Genomic DNA, 18751 nt, shown 5'->3' with positions numbered 1-18751 from the left:
CCGGTGGATTTTGTGCGGCGTATCAAGCAAAAGAGGCCCACCGAAAGGGGCCTCTTTTGTAGGCAAATCAGGCCGGCACACCGTTGCCATTATGAGGCGCCGGGGCCGTTTTTCTGTCTGGCTGTGGATGGCTGGATGCGGTACTGGCGGCGCAGCATCCTGAAAGGAGATGGCTCATGCTTTCCCTGTCGAGCAGTTTTCCGGTGCACGGTTCAGGGGAGAGTGAGCTTTTTCCTTTCCCGGCTGGCGTTCCGAAAAACGCTTCGGCAACAAGCTGGATGGCATCGCCGATACCTTTGACGACGTCGGAGAAAATCTGTGCGAGGTCGAATTTTCCCTGGAGTGTACGGTTGATCTGCAGGGAAACGGTTTCAGGGATTTTCACCAGCGACTCCCATCCCATTATTGCCGAATAAGCCGGAAGCAGGTGGGGAGCGGTTTCAAACATCTCCTTGACCTCCTCGACGGCGCTCAGCACTTTTATGGTTCCGGGTTTTTCGATTGTGGTAAGACAGGCCATTCTTGTTCCTTCCTCGATCAGGCGGTCGGAAAGCATGGCTTTTTCCGTTTCGCTGAGGGGAGAGAGCAGCTCCGCGCCTTCGAGCACTTTTACGTAACAGGTCTGGCAGATGCCGTTGCCACCGCAGAAATATCCTATATGGCTGTGATTGGTGCGTGCAACATCGATAAGCCGCTCCCCGGTTGCAGCTTCACATGATCGGTTGTTTATGGTGATAGTCATTGCTTGTATCGTTTTATGCTTATTCAGTTGAACACTTGCAAATCATGTAACGAGACGGCAATGGTAAAAAGTTGCGGGGGTGTGAAGGTATGGGGGAAAATGTTCAGGAAATCGCTTCGGATTGCGGCTGTTCCTGCGCCGCATCCCTGAGCTGTCGGAGTACGTCGGTGTAAGTCGCAAGAAGGGCCTCCGCCGTAGCGGGCGTGTTTTCGGGCCGTCGGAGCATCAGTTTCATTTTTTTCTCCATCGAAAAACCCGGCCTGAACGGTTTCATCCAGGGTTGCTGTACCGAGGGGAACAGTGACTGAAAAAAGGTCAGATGATCGATGTTTTCCTGGGTGCTGTCGGGCAGGAAGATGGTGAAGAGGTCGGGCTGGATGTCGATTTTCGTGATGCCGGTCGATGCTCCGAGGAGCTTGAGCTTCGAGAGCATGAGCATGTTGGCCACCTCTTCGGGCAGGGTTCCGAAGCGGTCGACGAGTTCGGAACGGATGGCTTCCAGCTCGCTTTCGCTTCGGGCTTTGGAAATTTTTTCATAAAAGCTGAAGCGCTCGTGAACCGCATGAATGTAGTAGTCGGGAATAAGGGCATCGAAGAAAAAGACCAGATCGCAGCTTCCCGAAGGTTTGAGGGGTACGGTGCCTCCTTCGGCAAAAAGGTCCCGGAAGTGCGTCGATTTGAGTTCGGCGACGGTCTCTTCGAGCATTTTCTGATAGAGGTCGAAGCCAAGCTCGTGAATGAACCCCGACTGTTCCGCCCCGAGCAGGTTCCCGGCTCCCCGGATGTCGAGGTCGCGCAGCGCCACGGTAAAGCCGGATCCCAGTTCGGTAAAGCTTTCGATGACGGCGAGCCGCTGCACGGCTTCGCGTTTGAGGGTGTGCAGCGGAGGGGTAATCATGTAGCAGAACGCTTTCCGTTCGCTTCGGCCGACCCGTCCCCGGAGCTGGTAAAGATCGGAGAGCCCGAACATGTCGGCCCGGTTGATGATGATGGTATTGGCGTTCGAGATGTCGAGGCCCGAGCCGATGATCGAGGTCGATATGAGCACGTCGACCTCCTGCTGCATGAAGTCCATCATGATCTTTTCAAGCTGGCGTGAAGGCATCTGGCCGTGCGCGCAGACGATCCTTGCATAAGGCACAAGCTCGCGGAGCTTGTGCTGAACCTCTTCGAGCCCGCTGATACGGTTGTGCAGGAAGAACACCTGACCCTGACGCCGTATCTCCCGTTCGATGGCCGACTGGATGACGGCGGTGTCGTAGTCCGAAATGACGGTTTCCACCGGCTGCCGGTTTTTAGGCGGTGTCGAGACTATCGACAGATCTCTTGCGCCGAGCATCGAGAACTGCAGCGTCCGGGGAATCGGCGTTGCGGACATGGTGAGCGTGTCGACCTCGGGATACAACTCCCTGAGCCGCTCCTTGGCTTCGACGCCGAAGTGCTGTTCTTCGTCGATGATGAGCAGTCCCAGATCCTTGAAACGGACATCCCTGGAGACCAGCCTGTGTGTGCCGATTACGATGTCGATTTCGCCCCTTTCGATTTTCTTCAGCCGTTCCAGCTGCTCTTTTTTCGGTACGAACCGGCTGAGCACGGTTATGGATACCGGGAAATTGGCGAAGCGGCGTTCGAAGGATTCGAGATGCTGGTGGGCAAGAATGGTTGTGGGGGCGAGGATGGCTACCTGCTTTTTCGATTCCACGGCCTTGAAGGTCGCCCGCATGGCGATTTCGGTTTTACCGAAACCTGCGTCGCCGCATATCAGCCGGTCCATGGGGTGCGGTTTCTGCATGTCGGCCTTGACCTCCTCGATCGCCTTGAGCTGGTCGGGGGTCTCCTCGAAAATGAACGAGGCTTCGAACTCGCGCATAAAGATCGAGTCGGGCTCGAATGAAAATCCTGGCTTCATGGTTCGTTCGGCGTAGAGCCGGATCAGGTTGATGGCGATATCCCTGATTTTCTTGCGGACCTTCTCCTTTTTTGCCGCCCACTTGCTGCTTCCGAGTTTCGAGAGCGTTGGGCGCGAGCCCTCAGCTGCGGTGTATTTCGACAGCAGGTTGATGTTCTGGACATTGACGAAGAGCTGGTCGCCGTCCTCGTATTCGACCAGGACGCACTCCTGTTCCGAATTGCCCGCGGTTATGGTTTCAAGGGACTTGAAAATGCCTATGCCGTAATCCTCATGAACGACGTAGTCCCCTATCTTGAGCCGGTGCAGGTCCTTGAGCGAGATGCCCTTTATTTTCCGCTTCCGGTGCGTTCTGTGAGTGTGGAATTTTCCGAAAATATCGGATTCGCTGTACAGCTCGATTTTCCCGAACGAAAAGCCCGAATGGAGGTTAAGCGGTACCCACTCGACGCTGATGCGTCCGGTTCCGGCGCTTTCGTGCAGTTCGTCACCGAGAAACTCGGCAAGTTCGTCGATCTCCCTTTTCGAGGCCGATGCGAACACCGGGCTTCGTTTTTCTGCGGCGTTTTTCTGCAACTCGGCGGCAAACAGGCGGAAGTTGGCCACGAACTTCTGCTGCGTCTGCGAGCGGAAATCGAGCCCGTCGCAGGCAAGCGGCGATATTCGAATCTGGCGGAACTCCGAAAGCGCCTTTTCCAGGGCATCGCGATCATCGGCTGCCTCGAGCTCCATCGTGTCGTCGACGATGACGAGCGCCGAGGGGGGCAGGAAGTCGAGAATGGTGTTCCGCTTCGCTCCTTCGTCTTCGTCGCCGCCGGCGAAGTTGCCGGTGAGGGTTATGGTGCCGAGTGTTTTTCCGGAAAGCTGGGAGTTGATGTCGAAGAGCCTGATCGAGGTGACGGTGTCGCCGAAAAACTCGACTCTCACCGGCTCCTGCACTCCGAAAGAGAAAATATCGATGATCGATCCGCGAACGGAAAATTCGCCCTCATCCTCCACGAACTCGCGGTGCTCGAACCGGTTGGTGCGAAGGAAGGCCTTCAGACGCTCGTAGCCGCATTCCTTGTCCCTATGGAGCTGGAAGAGCTTTCCCGGCACTTCGTTCGGCCGGCAGAGCGGATCGAGCAGTTCGCTGAACGACGAAAGCAGCAGCACCTGCTGGCGCTGGGAGAGCGCCTTCATGGCGGGAGGCATCTGGTCGGAGAGGCTGAGAAAGAGACCTTCGGGAACGAGAAGGCCGAAATCGTTTTCGTACAGTTCGCCCTTTTCCGGTCCGGCGAGCACCAGCAGCGGCGTTTCGGCCTCAAGAAAAAGCGTTGCGGCGATCAGGGATGCGAGGGAGCCGTTGAGGCCTTTTATCCTGACCTGAGTCGGAGGTAGTCCGGTTTCGGTGAGGCTCTCTTCGAGCGACTGCTTCAGCTGGAGGAACGGTTCGCTCTGGCGGATGGTATCGAAGAGGAACGGGAGGGGTTTTTTTACAACCGGCATGCTGTTGCCGTCTAATGCGGATAACGTTTTCATATAAGTCTGACAAACCCTATTTTCAAGCTTGGCCCGGCATTCAGGCCGGACCTCTATAACCCTGGTCTATGCACATTCTCGAACTGAACAATCTCAAAACCTATTATGCTACCGGATACGGTGTGGCAAAAGCTGTAGACGGGGTGAGTTTTTCGCTCGCCGAAAACCGCACGCTCGGTATCGTGGGTGAATCGGGTTGCGGCAAGTCGGTTACGGCACTCTCCATCATGAGACTTGTTCCCATGCCCCCGGGCTACTTCGCCGGCGGGGAAATTTTCTGGAAAGGTAACAATATACTCAAATTGCCGGAAGAAGGAATGCAGCGGATCAGAGGCAACGAGATTGCCATGATTTTCCAGGAGCCGATGAGTTCCCTCAATCCGGTCTTTACCTGTGGCAACCAGATCATGGAGCAGATTCTGCTGCACCGCAGGATTTCGCGGAAGGAAGCCAGGGAGCGTTCCATCGAACTGCTTCATCTTGTCGGCATTCCCGATCCGTCGCAGCGCTTCTCCTCCTATCCCCACGAGCTTTCGGGGGGCATGCGCCAGCGGATCATGATCGCCATGGCGCTCTCCTGCAACCCGGCGCTGCTGATTGCCGACGAGCCGACCACGGCCCTCGACGTTACCGTACAGGCCCAGATTCTCGATCTGATCGGAAAGCTGCAGAGCGATACCGGCATGAGCGTGATGCTCATCACCCACGACTTCGGCGTCGTGGCCGAGCTTTGCGAGGAGGTTATCGTCATGTACGCTTCGGGTATCGTGGAAAAAGGCGCTGTCCGACGGATTTTCAGCAATCCGCTGCATCCCTACACTCGGGGGCTCCTGAAATCCATTCCCCGTCTCGGTTCGCGAAAGGAGAGGCTGCACGTTATCGAAGGGAGTGTGCCGAGTGCGACCCGGCTGCCCGACGGCTGCAGGTTCGCCGGAAGGTGTCCTCTTTCCGACGACCGGTGCCGGAAGGAAAAACCGCCGCTCATCGTCTACGAAGAGGATCATGAGGCTGCCTGCTGGAAGGCAGGAGAACGTTTTCCCGGCGAATAACAACTAATGCAACAACGATGTCTGAACCACTGCTACTCGTCGTCGAGGACGATCAGAACCTTGCCAAACTGCTCGGCTACAATCTTGAACGTGCCGGATACAAGTTTCATCTTTCCGGCACGGGAGAGGATGCTCTCGATCAGCTTGCCCGGCGCAGTTTCGATCTTATTCTGCTTGACATCATGCTGCCGGGGATCGACGGATTCGAAGTCTGCCGGAAGGTGAGGGAGCACCAGCTTCTCAAGGATATTCCCATCATCATGCTGACAGCGAAAGGCGAGGAGATCGACAAGGTGCTGGGTTTCGAGCTCGGCATCGACGACTACGTGGTCAAACCGTTCAGCCCCAGGGAGCTGAATCTGCGTATCCGCGCCATTCTCAAGCGCGATCGGCGGCAGCGGGCCGGTATTCATGAGGTGCTCAGCGCCGGAGGGCTCGATGTCGATATCACCCGCCACCAGGTCACCCTCGAAGGGAAGGCTCTGGTGTTGACCCTCATGGAGTTCAAGCTGCTCGTCGCCCTGCTCAAGCGCCGCGGGCAGGCCCAGTCGCGGGAGATGCTGCTGAGCGACGTGTGGGACGTCGATAAAACCATCAATACCCGAACCATCGATACCCATATTACCAGACTTCGCGAAAAGCTCGGAGAGACCGGAAAAATGATCAAAACCGTCAGAGGACTCGGCTACAAGTTCGAAGAGCAGGGAGAGGAAGCCTGAGATGCTTGCCAGGGTATCGGTAAGGCTCGGCATCGTTTTCGGTCTGCTTGTATTTTTTACCGCAGCACTCAGCTATTTCTCGCAGGGCCGCCTTATAAACCAGCTCCTGCTCGAAGGTATCCGGCAGGAAGTCTATCGGGAGCTCAGTCTCAGCCGCGAAATGCTTGAAAAGAGGCCTGCAGGGTGGGATGCCCTGTCGGCATCCGATCTCTGGGCGGACCGTACAGGAAGGATTCTCGATCTCAGGGTTACCCTCATCACCCCGGACGGGCGCGTAGTGGGGGATTCCTACGTTCCCCTTTCGAATCTCGGATCAATGGAAAACCATCTCGGGAGGCCTGAAGTACAGGCGGCGCTGAAAACCGGGTACGGCCAGCATATCCGCTACAGCCGAACCGTAGGCGAGAACATGCTCTATATGGCCGTTCCCCTCGGCAAGCCACGGCTCTACGGGGTGCTGCGTTTCGCCAAGCCGGTACGCGATATCGGCGCGCTTGAAACGGAGGTGCGCAAAAGTATGGAAGCCGGGTTGTTCTGGGCGCTGCTTTTTTCCCTGCTTGCCGGCCTGATAACGGCAGTTATTCTCGCCCGGCCGCTCAGGAGGCTTGCCGAAGCGGCTGAAAAGCGGGTTCACGGTGATTTCAACGGCCTCATACCGGTACATCGCAACGACGAGATCGGCAAGCTTGCCCGGGGTATCAACTATCTTTCGGAGGAGATCACCCGGCACCGACGACAGGAGGAGTGGTATCAGGCGGTGTTTTCCGGCATACGCGAGGCCATCATTGTAACCAACGCTTCGGGCGAGATCATTCTGGTCAATCCGGTCGCATCCCGTCTTTTCCGTATAGAGAGCTCCATTCGCACTTCGAGGCCACTCAGGACCCTTTCCGACCGGGGGCTTCAGGAGCTGCTCGAGGGTGTTCACGAAAAAAGGAGCACGCTCCTGAAGGAGGAGGTTACGCTTGCGACCGCCAAAGGCACCCGGATCATGCAGATCAGTTCCATGCCGGTGATGAAAGGGAGCCGCCCGGAAGGGACGGTTTTCGTGTTCAACGATATCACCCGGCTGAGGAACCTTGAAAGGATCAGGCGTGATTTCGTTTCGAGCGTTTCCCATGAGTTGCGCACGCCCCTCACCAGCATCAAGGGGTATACCGAAACGCTGCTCGAAGGCGCCATGCACGATCCCGAGCACGCAGCGGCTTTTCTGCAGATCATTCTCAAGGAGAGCGAACAGCTTACGGCCCTGGTCAACGATGTACTCGACCTGTCGAGTATCGAATCGGGCAAAATCCAGTATACCTTCGCTCCCGTGGATTTACGCGGCATTATCGACAGGAATGTCGAACTGCTCATGCCGGCCATCGGAAAAAAACAGATGCGCATGGAACGCAACTATAAGCCGGATGTCGTTGAAGTCTTCGGCGATGCGGGATATCTCGATATCGTTGTGCGCAATCTCCTCGACAATGCCGTCAAGTACGCCGACGACCTGAACGGCCGAATACGGATTTCGCTTTTCCGTTCAGGCGATGAGGTTACCATGGAGATAGATGACAACGGTATCGGAATCGCACAGGCCGACCTCAACCGTATTTTCGAGCGCTTCTATCGCGTCGACAAGGCACGTTCGCGCCGTCTCGGCGGTACGGGACTCGGACTCGCCATCGTCAAGCACATCGTGCTCGCCCACAAGGGGCATGTGGGAGTACGTTCAAGAATCAATCAGGGCTCGACCTTCAGCGTAACGCTCCCGGCGGCAGGCACCGAATTTTCTATCAAGAAGGAAACAATATGAAGGTGTTTATCGAATGGTTGCTTGCAGAGGGTTTTGAAAAAGAGCAGGCTACATTGCTGTCAACAGCACTGCTGGTTCTTGCATCGGTGTTGATCGTGGTGTTAATAGAGTTTGCATCGAGGAGAATCCTGCTCAGGGTGGTGACAGTTTTTACAAGAAAAACACCGACCAGAATGGACGACCTGCTGCACAAGCATCGGGTTTTTTCCTGGATGGTCCGTCTTTTACCGCCCGTTCTGCTCTACAATCTGGTTCATCCGGTTTTTTCGTTTTATCCCTATCTCATTGTCCCGGTACAGTCGTTGCTGTCGATATACTTTACTATTGTTGCCATTCTTCTGTTTCTCGGAGCTCTTGATGCCCTTCTGGAATATTACGACGGGCATCCGGCATCGGATCGGGTTCCGTTGAAAAGCTTCATTCAGGTCATTAAAACTTTCGTGGTGAGTTCCGGGGTGATTATCGTGATAGCGAAGCTGCTGGGGACTTCGCCTCTGGTGTTTTTCAGCGGTCTTGGTGCCTTTACGGCAGTGATCATTCTGATTTTCAAAGACTCGATACTCGGGTTTGTCGCGGGTATCCAGCTAACCACGAACAATCTTGTGAAGCCGGGCGACTGGATCGAAATGCCGAAATACGGGGCAGACGGAGAGGTGAGCGACATTTCGCTTGTAACGGTTTCGGTGCAGAACTGGGACAAGACTATTACGGTTATACCCGCTTATGCGTTGATTTCAGAAGGGTTCAGGAACTGGCGGGGGATGAGCGAATCCGGCGCGCGCAGAATCATGCGTTCGATCAACATCGACATGCGGAGCGTGCAATTCTGCGATGCGGCCATGCTCGAGAAACTGCGCAGCATCGTATTGCTTCGCGAATACCTTGATGCAAAAACCAGAGAACTTGAGGACTACAACAGTCGCTTTGCTTTCGATGCCGCAGTTCCGGTCAACGGTCGCCGGTTGACCAATCTTGGTACATTTCGTGCCTACGTAATGGCCTATCTCCGCACACACCCCAAGATCAACACCGATATGACTCTTATTGTCCGACACATGCAGCCCGCGGAAAACGGTATTCCCGTCCAGTTTTATGTGTTCTGCAACGATGTCGCCTGGGGGAATTACGAAAATGTTCAGGCCGACATCATGGACCACCTGCTGGCAGTGCTGCCGTTTTTCGGACTTCGGGTTTTTCAGAAACCGTCAGGTAACGACCTTACTGAAGCCGCAAGGGTGTTCGGAGGCCAGCAGCAGGATATCGCCCCACAGCCTTAAAGCACAGGGTTTCCTGTGACTCCGGCAAGGTTTTCGAACCTCCGGTTCTCCTCGATGATGTGCCGGTGCAGGGGGATGTTGATCTGCGGACAATTACACTCGCCGAAAAAACCCGCTTCAGATACCTCGTGGTTCGGGGTCATGCACTCATGGTCGACGACGACGACCTTGTAGGCTACAATCAGCAGTGATCCGTAAAGATCGACGTTGCGGTGGTAGATGCCGATAAGCCGTTCCACCCGGCCGTCGAGGGATGTTTCCTCCATCAGCTCCCGCAGGCACCCCTCGTGCGGTTCTTCGCCCTCTTCAAGAAATCCTCCGGGAAGGGCCCATTCGTTGATTGCCGGTTCGTGAGCCCGGCGGATTACCAGGAGCTCGTTGTGCCGGTTTACCGTATAGGCCACGGCAACCGGCAGTGGGTTCCGGTAGTGAACCCACCCGCAGGAGGCGCAGAACATCCTTGTCCGGCCCTCTATTACGCCCTCTGAAAGCGGCTTGCCGCATACCGGACAAAATGAGTATGAAATCATGGTGTTATGGAGAAACTTTTTGCCTGAGGCTTTGATTTAGTAGGTAAAACGTTTCAGTAACATAAATAAGTTTCACCGATGGCACTTCTTTCTCCAGGCTCTGCAGCACCGCCGGTTTCAGGGCCCGATCAGTTCGGCAGGCAGATTTCCCTCGAAGACTACCGGGGGAAAAAAGTGGTGCTTTACTTCTACCCGAAGGATGATACGCCGGGATGTACGAAGGAGGCTTGCGCTTTTCGCGATAATTTCCCTAACTTTATAAAGATAGGAGTAGAAGTCCTGGGGGTGAGCATCGACAGCGGTGCAAAGCACGCCAAATTTGCCGACAAGTACCAGTTACCATTCCGTCTTGTGGCCGACGAAGAGAAAAAGATCGTCGAGTCGTATGGCGTGTGGGGCAAAAAGAAGTTCATGGGAAAGGAGTACATGGGTACCAGCCGGGTAACCTATCTTATCGATGAACAGGGAATGATTGAAATGGTATGGCCGAAAGTGACGCCGGCCTCGCATGCAGAGGAAATATTGAACTATCTGGGTAAAAAAACGTGACATCTGGCATGGTAAACGAATTCGAGCATCTCAGGCCTGGCAAGCTCCTGCTTGCGTCGGCCAATCTACTTGAGTCGAACTTCAAGAGAACGGTTCTGCTCATGTGCGAACACAACGAACAGGGCTCCATGGGCTTCATTCTCAACCGACCCATGGAATTCAAGGTATGCGAAGCGATAGCCGGTTTCGAGGATATCGAGGAACCCCTGCATATGGGCGGTCCGGTACAGGTCGATACGGTTCACTTCATCCACTCCAGAGGCGAGAGCATCGACGGCGCCGTGGAGATTTTCGACGGCATATACTGGGGCGGTGACAAGGACCAGCTGAGCTTTCTCATCAATACCGGCGTGATCCATCCGGGCGAGATCCGTTTTTTCCTCGGCTATGCCGGCTGGGGAGCGGGGCAGCTCGAACAGGAGTTCGAAGAGGGCTCGTGGTATACTGCAGAGGCTACCAGGGAGGTGGTTTTCGGAGGAGAATACGAGCGCATGTGGAGCCGTTCGGTTCGTTCGAAAGGCGGCGAATACCGCATTGTTGCCAATTCTCCGGAACTGCCGGGTCTCAACTGACTGCCGTTCAGCCGCCGAATACAGTGAGGAGGATTACCACGACGATCCAGGAGATCACTCCCCAAACGAGAACCTTTTTCGACGAAATGTTTTTAAGCATGCTGCAATCTGAACGTTAGGTATTGTTTTGCGGTTATTATTTGAATGTATATATATGGTTGCCATCGGGCAACACTGTTCTTTGCATGGTATTGGGGATGACAGGCTTTCGACAGGGCAGGTGTGAAATAATGCTGCACTCCGAGTTTCAGCATGGACGGACTCGTTAAAGAAGTCTATGTAACAAATAGATGCAGACGATTATTCGTATGCAATGGCTGCCTGATTAGCACAAGTTAATTAATCGGCCATCGTTTTGCGGCGGAGGCGCTTACTCTGAAAACGCAAAATGGCATAATCCGCGCTTGAGCTAACGCTCGCGCAAGTAAGCTTCATTCGTTTTTGCCTGAAGGGGCGGATGAATACACATTCAGGATAAGGAACCGAACGCTGCCGGAGGTGTACATGGTTCACGAAAATTCAAACACCGGAGATGAGTGTGGTGGCCTTATTGAGCAGTGTTCTGGACGCGGGTTCGAGTCCCGCCATCTCCACAAAACCCCGGAAAAACCCGTCGCAAGACGGGTTTTTCGCGTTTTGGTCTGTTCGGTTTTCAGGTTTTCGGAAACGAATATGCGTTTCGAATCATGATGAAGAAACACCGTCGTTCCATTTGCCTGCAAGGCTACGATTATTCGCAGTCCGGGGCATATTTTGTTACAATATGTACGCATAATCGTCAGTGCCTGTTCGGGGGGCCTGTTTCCGGGTTAGTCCCACCCATAATCCTGTCGTAAAAATCCGCCGTAACCAAATATAGCAATGCCGGTTCATGCAGTTCCTGTCCAACGCAGCAGAGAAGGATATTGCAGCGCAATTATTGGGAACATATCGTGCGTACCGAACAGGAGTTGACCCGCCTCAGGGAATACATTAGAAACAATCCGTCCAATTGGCAATCAGACACATTGCATAATTCCCCGTAGGGGCAGGTCCTCGTGCCTGTCTGGAAGTGAAATGGTTCAATCCGTATGGAATGAAATTTCCGGGAATAACGCCGATCCGTTCGTAATTATGCCCGATCATGTTCATGCAATCGTGGTTCTATCGCGATTTCGCGGATGTGGTGCATAAAAAGGATGGCAACATAGTACATCAATGTGTTGTTGTGGTAATTTATCTGCAATGAAAGGCGATCGAAAGAAAACCGGAGAAAAAATTTTAATTTCGCCTCAAATCCGATACGCTTCTATGTGCGTCTTTTTTTACCAAAACCAATAGTGCACTTTTGGCTCTCGACTATACCACACTGGAGCTTCTCCGCCAGAATCATCCTGCATGGCGGCTTCTTCGCGCCCAGCATGCGCCACTGGTAGCCAGTTTTCTGCACCGGGTGTTTATTGTTCCCAATGTGCGGATACTTTCCCAGGCAGATCTGGTCGAGGCGCTCGAAGACGAGCTGTTCGCCTTGCGCCAGCAACAGGGTGCAGATCTTTTTCCCGGTACGGCTCAAAACTATCTGAACGATTGGGCCGACAACGAGAAGGGATGGTTGCGCAAATTTTATCCGGAAGGAACAGACGAACCGCATTTCGACCTGACTGCGGCAACCGAAAAGGCGTTGTCCTGGCTTGATGGGTTGAGCGAGCGTACTTTTGTCGGCACGGAGTCGCGACTTATTACCCTGTTTGAACTGTTGCGCCAGATGAGCACGGGAAGCCAGGCCGATCCTGAGGTACGTATTGCGGAACTCCAGGATCGTCGTCAGGAGATCGATGACGAGATCGATCGCATCCTTGCCGGCGAGATATCGCTGCTGGATGATACGGCTCTGAAGGATCGTTTCCAGCAGTTTTTGCAACTGGCACGTGACCTCTTGTCCGATTTTCGTGAGGTGGAGCATAACTTTCGTATTCTCGATCGCCGGGTACGTGAGCGAATTGCCCTCTGGGAGGGATCGAAGGGTGCGCTGCTCGAGGAGATCATGGGAGAGCGCGATGCCATCGCAGATTCCGATCAGGGCAAAAGTTTCAGGGCATTCTGGGATTTTCTCATGTCGCAGTCCCGCCAGGAGGAGTTGAGCCTGCTTCTGGAAACGGTGTTGGATTTGCCGCCGATTGTGACGATGCGCCCCGACAGCCGTTTGCGGCGCGTACACTACGACTGGCTGGAGGCAGGAGAGCACACGCAGCGGACGGTGGCCCGGCTTTCCGAGCAGTTGCGCAGGTTTCTCGATGACAAGGCGTGGCTTGAGAACCGGCGTATCATGGATATTCTTCGGGGGATTGAAACCCATGCGCTTGAGTTGCGCGAAGATTTTCCTTCGGGTGGCTTTATGCCTCTCGAGGGTTTTTCGGCACTCATCGAACTGCCTTTCGAACGGGCGCTTTATCGACTTCCATTCACTCCATTGATTGCCGGCATCGCCCTCGACGAAGGGGATGCGGAGATCGATACCGCAATTCTTTACGCCCAGGTGACGGTCGATCGGGCCGAACTGTTGCGAAATATCCGGATCGAACTTCAGACGTGCAGCCAGATCACCATCGGGGAGGTGGTTATGCGTCATCCGTTACGAAACGGGCTGGCCGAGCTGGTTGCTTATCTGCAGATTGCCGGGGAGTGGCCCCGGAAGACGGTGGATGAAGGTGAGGATGATGAAGTCAGGTGGCAGAGTGCGTCGGGAATCACCCGGCAGGCGACCTTGCCTCGTATTATTTTATTGAGAAACTGATGATGAACCATACAGACATAGAAAACAGCTATCCTCCCCACCCGGTTCAGGATCTCTCTTTTGTCGTGATTCCTCTTTTGAAGGGGGTGATCTACCAGGATGAAAGCCCTGCATTATGGAACTCTCTGTTTAACCTGTCGTCAGCCGTGCGTGATTACGTGGCGGTGCTTGGTCTGGAATTGATTTTCGACGAAGCTGAAGGGTATGCTTTTTTGCGTTCCCGCTCTGAAAGCGGAGCAGAGGGGACGATTCCAACTCCCCGCCTGATGGCACGCCGTCAGCTCAGCTATCCGGTCAGCCTGCTCCTGGCGCTGTTACGCAAAAAACTTGCCGAATTCGATGCCGGTGCCGGAGAGACGCGACTGATTCTGTCGAGGGATGAAGTAGTCGAACTGATCCGGATTTTTCTCCCTCCCGGCAGCAACGAGGTCAGGCTGATCGATCAGGTGGATGCCTCGCTCAATAAAATTGCCGAGCTTGGTTTTATCCGCCGTTTGCGGGGCGAGAGGCAGATGATCGAAGTCCGCCGGATCATCAAGGCTTTTATCGATGCCCAGTGGCTGGCCGATTTCGATCGTCGGCTCGACGAATACCTGCAGCGTCCTGCGGAACCGATGGAGGGTCGCGATGAGTGAGCTGCTTGAAATGGGATTTGTTGCCGATGATCGTCTGGCCGGTTTTCGATTGCAGCGTCTTGAGGTTTTCAACTGGGGAACCTTCGACGGGCGAGTCTGGACGTTGCGGCTTGGAGGAAAGAACGAACTTCTGACGGGGGATATCGGATCGGGAAAATCGACGCTGGTCGATGCCGTGACCACGCTTCTGGTGCCGAGCCAGCGTATTGCCTATAACAAGGCGGCAGGCGCCGATACCCGCGAGCGTTCGCTGCGTTCCTACGTGCTTGGCTATTTCAAGTCGGAACGTCAGGAGAGCGTCGGAGGCGCAAAACCGGTCGCCTTGCGCGAAATCAACAGTTATTCGGTGATTCTCGGCGTGTTCCATAACGAAGGGTATGACAAGACGGTGACCCTGGCCCAGGTTTTCTGGATGAAGGATGCGGTCGCACAGCCTGCACGTCTGTATGCAGCATGCGAACGCGACCTCTCCATCGCTCGGGACTTTACGGGCTTCGGTACTGATATCGCCGGTTTGCGCAAACGACTGCGCAGTGAAGGCGTTGAGCTGTTCGACAGCTTTCCGCCTTACGGGGCATGGTTCCGTCGCCGTTTCGGCATCGACAACGAACAGGCGCTCGATCTGTTCCATCAGACCGTTTCGCTCAAGTCGGTGGGCAACCTGACAGATTTCGTGCGCACGCACATGCTCGAACCGTTCGACGTGGCGCCCCGCATAGCCGCTCTTATCCAGCATTTCGAAAATCTCAATCGTGCTCATGAAGCGGTACTCAAGGCTCGACGTCAGATAGAGATGCTGAACCCTCTCGTGGCTGATTGCGATCGTCATCATGAGATTGCCGCGACAGCCGACAACCTTCGCTCATGCCGCGAATCGCTGCGCCCCTGGTTCGCAACGCTCAAGCTCGACCTGCTCGACAAGCGTCTTGCCTCGCTTGATGAGGAACTGAGTCGACACAGTATGGCTGTGGAGCGCCTGCAGGAACAGCGCCGGTTGCAGCAGGAACGTGAGCGGGAGTTGCGCCGCACCATTGCCGAAAACGGAGGCGACCGGATAGAGAGCATCGGCGCCGAAATCCGCCAGAAACAGGCAGAGCTTGAACGGTGCCGCCAGAAGGCGGCGCGGTATGAGGAGCTTGTTCGTCAGCTCGGGGAACATCCCGCTTCGAACGTGGATGAGTTCCTTAATCAGCGATCCGCTCATGGCGATATGCGCGAGGAGTGCGCAGACGGAGAGGCGAGGGTCCAGAATGATCTCAACGAGGCGGGTGTCCTTTTTACCCAGGGACGGCAGGAGCATGAGCGGCTGACAGCCGAAATCAGAGGACTGAAAGCACGGCGCAGCAACATCGATGAGAAGCAGATCGCCATTCGTCGTTCGCTATGCCATGCGCTGGATATTGCGGAAGATGATATGCCGTTTGCCGGCGAGCTGCTGCAGGTGCTCAAGGAGGAGCGGGAGTGGGAAGGGGCTGTCGAACGTCTTTTGCGGAACTTCGGTCTCTCCCTGCTGGTGCCTGACCGTCATTACGGCGCGGTTGCGGAATGGGTCGATCGTACCCACCTTCACGGAAGGCTGGTCTATTTCCGGGTGCGGCAGCAGTCGCAGGGGGGGCGGCAGCCTGATCATGAAGCCTCTCTCGTGCGCAAGCTCGCCATCAAGGCCGATTCGCCCTATTTCGACTGGATGGCGCAGGAGGTCGCTCATCGCTTCGATCTGGTCTGCTGCAGGAACCAGGAGGAGTTCCGGCGCGAGAAAAAAGCCATTACCCTCACCGGACAGATCAAGGCGCCGGGCGAACGCCACGAAAAAGACGACCGCCATCCGCTTGACGATCGCAGTCGCTATGTGCTGGGGTGGAGCAATGCCGCCAAGATCGCAGCGCTCGAAGAGAGTGCCGTGCGGCAGGAGAAGCATCTTGCCGGACTTGCCGGTCGGATGTATGCGTTGCAGCAGGAGCAGAAAGCTCTGAAAGATCGCCTCACCGTCCTTTCAAAGCTCGACGAGTATCCCGATTTCCGCGATCTTGACTGGCAGCCGATGGCCGTCGCCATCGCCAGGCTCGAAGCGGAAAAACGCCATCTCGAAGCAGCTTCGGATATTCTGAAAACCCTTGCCGGGCAGCTTGCCGAAGTGGAGGGCGAACTGCAGGCCACGGAGCACCAGCTCGACGAGCGCAAGGACAAGCGGTCGAAAACCGGGCAGAAGATCAGCGGGTTCAGGGAGTTGCGGCAGCAGGCGGAGGCGCTGCGGGACGAAGCCGGCGCGGAGGCAGCGGGGCAGTTCGCCCTGCTCGAGTCGATGCGCGACGAAGCGCTTGGCGGGCAGCCGCTGACGGTGGAGTCATGCGACAACCGCGAACGGGAGATGCGCGATTTTCTGCAGAACAAAATCGACTCGGAAGACAAAAAGCTTTCCCGCATCGCCGAAAAGATCATCAGGGCGATGACCGAGTACAAGGAGGAGTGGAAACTTGAAACCCGCGAGGTCGATGTGAACATTGCCGCCGGATTCGAGTACCGTTCGATGCTCGATCAGCTTCGGGCGGACGACCTGCCTCGTTTCGAGGTTCGGTTCAAGGAGCTGCTCAACGAGAATACCATCCGCGAAGTAGCCAATTTTCAGTCGCAGCTCGCGCGCGAACGGGAAAGCATCAAAGAGCGCATTGCCCGCATCAACGAGTCTCTGACGCAAATTGACTATAATCCCGGCCGCTATATTACCCTCGAAGCGCAGATGAGTCTCGATGCCGATATCCGCGACTTTCAGTCGGAACTGCGTGCCTGCACCGAGGGGGCCCTTACCGGCTCGGATGACGCGCAATATTCCGAAGCCAAATTCCTTCAGGTACGGCGGATCATCGACCGGTTCCGTGGTCGGGAGGAGCATGCGGATCTCGACCGGCGCTGGGCCGCCAAGGTTACGGACGTGCGCAACTGGTTCGTATTCGCGGCGAGCGAACGGTGGCGCGAAGACGACAGCGAGCATGAACACTACGCTGATTCGGGAGGCAAATCAGGCGGTCAGAAGGAGAAACTTGCCTATACCGTGCTTGCCGCAAGTCTGGCCTATCAGTTCGGCCTGGAGTGGGGGGCGGTGCGTTCGCGGTCGTTCCGGTTCGTGGTTATCGACGAGGCATTCGGGCGCGGTTCCGATGAGTCGGCCCAGTACGGTCTGCAGCTTTTCGCACAACTCAACCTGCAGCTGCTGATTGTCACTCCGCTTCAGAAAATCCATATTATCGAGCCCTACGTTTCGGGAGTGGGTTTTGTTTATAACGAGGACGGACGGGCTTCGGTGCTGCGCAATCTCACCATCGAGGAGTATCGCGCAGCGAAACAGGGAGAACCAGGATGAACTGGACGACTCCTGCTGATCTGAGGGCCCAGGTGCAGAAACTCTGGGATCGCGAACGGCTGCTATCAGCTCTGATGGATGGCGAGGAGCTTTTTCCCCGACGTCTGAGCCTGAAAAGACCCGATTCACGGCAGCTCAGCGAATCGTTTTCCGAGGTCCGCGACTGGATTGCGCAGCTTTCGGGTGCGGCGAAGCACTACCGGATCGTCTGGCGCACGTTCAATCATCGCGTTCTCGGTGTCAACGAAGTTCCGGCGGAACTATGGATCGATTCGCTTCGGGATGCGCTGGCCTTCATCGGCAAGGTGCGCGATGCCGAACGGTTTACCGATCTCGTTCGTCTGACTCGCCAGAGGCAACCCGAACTGATTCCGTGGCTCCGGAAGCGTCCGTTGCGCACACTTGAACTTGCCGAATCGTGGCCGAATCTTCTGCAGATCGTCGCCTGGCTGCAGATGCATCCGCGTTCGGATATTTATCTGCGTCAGGTCGATCTCCCGGGCGTGCACAGCAAGTTTATCGAAGCGAATCGTAGCGTGCTGAGTGAGCTGTTCGACCTCGTGCTTCCATCGGACGCTATCGATGCCGAGGCTTCAGGTGCAGGGGGGTTCTGCCGCCGTTACGGATTCCGGGAAAAACCCTTGCGGGTACGCTTCAGGATTCTCGATTCGGATCTCGCACTCCTGCCGGTTGATGCCGATCAGGATATTACCCTGACGCAGCAAGTCTTTGCCGGGCTCAACCTTGCGGTTGATAGGGTGTTCATTACCGAAAACGAAATCAACTTCCTTGCATTTCCCCCTGTTTTCCGCTCGATGGTGATTTTTGGAGCCGGTTACGGTTTCGAGAACCTTGCAGACGCCCAATGGGTGTGCGAGCGGAAGATCCATTACTGGGGGGACATCGATACCCACGGCTTCGCCATTCTCAATCAGTTGCGCGGGTTTTTTCCTGAAGTGAAGTCACTGCTGATGGACAGAGAGACGCTTCTGGCTCACAGAACGCTATGGGGCGTTGAGCCATCACCCGAGACCGTGGAGCTGACAAGGCTGACCGGTGAGGAAATGGCGCTGTACGACGATTTGCGCAGTGGCAGCCTGGGTGAGCGGGTCAGGCTGGAGCAGGAGCGCATCGGGTTTGATTATCTGCTTACTGCACTTTCGAAATTGTGACGTTTTTTCGGCGAAGCGCAGGAACAGTTGGTTGGTGGGTTGTGTTCCGGTAGTTGCAAAATGCTATAAAAAATGATTTTTTAGCCACGGGTTTTGAGCGGAATGAGGATGGGAAGGGGCGCGATCTGAAACAAATTTTGGAAG

Annotated in this window: 13 protein-coding genes and 1 other RNA gene; 11 read left to right on the top strand and 3 right to left on the bottom strand. The window is 55.4% G+C overall.

The features are described 5' to 3' along the window. Positions 1–67: 67 nt before the first annotated feature. Positions 68–742, bottom strand: a complete 675-nt coding sequence (locus K9G39_RS00795) for a 2Fe-2S iron-sulfur cluster-binding protein (protein WP_292003013.1) — start codon at positions 740–742, stop codon at positions 68–70. Positions 743–845: 103 nt separating this feature from the next. Next, complete coding sequence (mfd, locus tag K9G39_RS00790) at positions 846–4172, bottom strand: transcription-repair coupling factor (RefSeq protein ID WP_292003012.1); 3327 nt, start codon at positions 4170–4172, stop codon at positions 846–848. Between the two features lie 68 nt (positions 4173–4240). Here mfd and K9G39_RS00785 point away from each other — a divergent pair, with 68 nt between their 5' ends. Genes K9G39_RS00785 through K9G39_RS00770 form a run of 4 tightly spaced genes read left to right on the top strand, consistent with a single transcriptional unit; the run spans position 4241 to position 9018 of the window. Continuing rightward, positions 4241–5221: an ABC transporter ATP-binding protein gene (locus K9G39_RS00785; protein WP_292003011.1), complete on the top strand. Its 981-nt coding sequence runs from the start codon at positions 4241–4243 to the stop codon at positions 5219–5221. Between the two features lie 17 nt (positions 5222–5238). After that, a complete protein-coding gene (locus K9G39_RS00780) occupies positions 5239–5940 on the top strand; it encodes a response regulator transcription factor (protein WP_292003010.1) in 702 nt (233 codons plus the stop codon). 1 nt (position 5941) lies between these two features. Further along, complete coding sequence (locus tag K9G39_RS00775; protein WP_292003009.1) at positions 5942–7741, top strand: ATP-binding protein; 1800 nt, start codon at positions 5942–5944, stop codon at positions 7739–7741. After that, positions 7738–9018 carry a mechanosensitive ion channel family protein gene (locus K9G39_RS00770; RefSeq protein ID WP_292003008.1) on the top strand — a complete coding sequence of 427 codons (1281 nt, stop codon included), beginning with the start codon at positions 7738–7740 and terminating at the stop codon, positions 9016–9018. The genes K9G39_RS00775 and K9G39_RS00770 overlap by 4 nt, the downstream gene beginning before the upstream one ends. Here K9G39_RS00770 and K9G39_RS00765 read toward each other — a convergent pair. After that, positions 9015–9548: an NUDIX hydrolase gene (locus K9G39_RS00765; RefSeq protein ID WP_292003007.1), complete on the bottom strand. Its 534-nt coding sequence runs from the start codon at positions 9546–9548 to the stop codon at positions 9015–9017. The genes K9G39_RS00770 and K9G39_RS00765 overlap by 4 nt on opposite strands. Positions 9549–9626: 78 nt before the next feature. On the opposite strand from K9G39_RS00765, the gene bcp reads away from it, so the two are divergent. The 7 genes from bcp to K9G39_RS00730 all read left to right on the top strand — a co-directional run bounded on the left by bcp (position 9627) and on the right by K9G39_RS00730 (position 18607). Beyond that, complete coding sequence (gene bcp, locus K9G39_RS00760; protein ID WP_292003006.1) at positions 9627–10097, top strand: thioredoxin-dependent thiol peroxidase; 471 nt, start codon at positions 9627–9629, stop codon at positions 10095–10097. 8 nt (positions 10098–10105) lie between these two features. Beyond that, positions 10106–10669: a YqgE/AlgH family protein gene (locus tag K9G39_RS00755; protein ID WP_292003005.1), complete on the top strand. Its 564-nt coding sequence runs from the start codon at positions 10106–10108 to the stop codon at positions 10667–10669. Between the two features lie 193 nt (positions 10670–10862). Further along, positions 10863–11265, top strand: a transfer-messenger RNA (tmRNA) gene (ssrA, locus tag K9G39_RS00750). A gap of 731 nt (positions 11266–11996) precedes the next feature. Beyond that, the gene (locus tag K9G39_RS00745; protein ID WP_292003004.1) at positions 11997–13442 is read left to right on the top strand and encodes a DUF3375 domain-containing protein; all 1446 of its coding nucleotides are present in this window, start codon (positions 11997–11999) and stop codon (positions 13440–13442) included. Next, a complete protein-coding gene (locus tag K9G39_RS00740; protein ID WP_292003003.1) occupies positions 13442–14077 on the top strand; it encodes a DUF4194 domain-containing protein in 636 nt (211 codons plus the stop codon). The genes K9G39_RS00745 and K9G39_RS00740 overlap by 1 nt, the downstream gene beginning before the upstream one ends. After that, a complete protein-coding gene (locus K9G39_RS00735) occupies positions 14070–17435 on the top strand; it encodes an ATP-binding protein (RefSeq protein ID WP_292003068.1) in 3366 nt (1121 codons plus the stop codon). Before K9G39_RS00740 ends, K9G39_RS00735 begins: the two co-directional genes overlap by 8 nt. Then, on the top strand, positions 17432–18607 hold the full coding sequence (locus K9G39_RS00730; RefSeq protein ID WP_292003002.1) for a DUF3322 domain-containing protein: 1176 nt from the start codon (positions 17432–17434) through the stop codon (positions 18605–18607). The genes K9G39_RS00735 and K9G39_RS00730 overlap by 4 nt, the downstream gene beginning before the upstream one ends. The last annotated feature ends 144 nt before the right edge of the window (positions 18608–18751 follow it).

Source organism: Chlorobium sp. (assembly GCF_021740465.1).
Lineage (GTDB): Bacteria > Bacteroidota > Chlorobiia > Chlorobiales > Chlorobiaceae > Chlorobium.
This window is presented reverse-complemented; position numbering and strand designations above follow the sequence as displayed.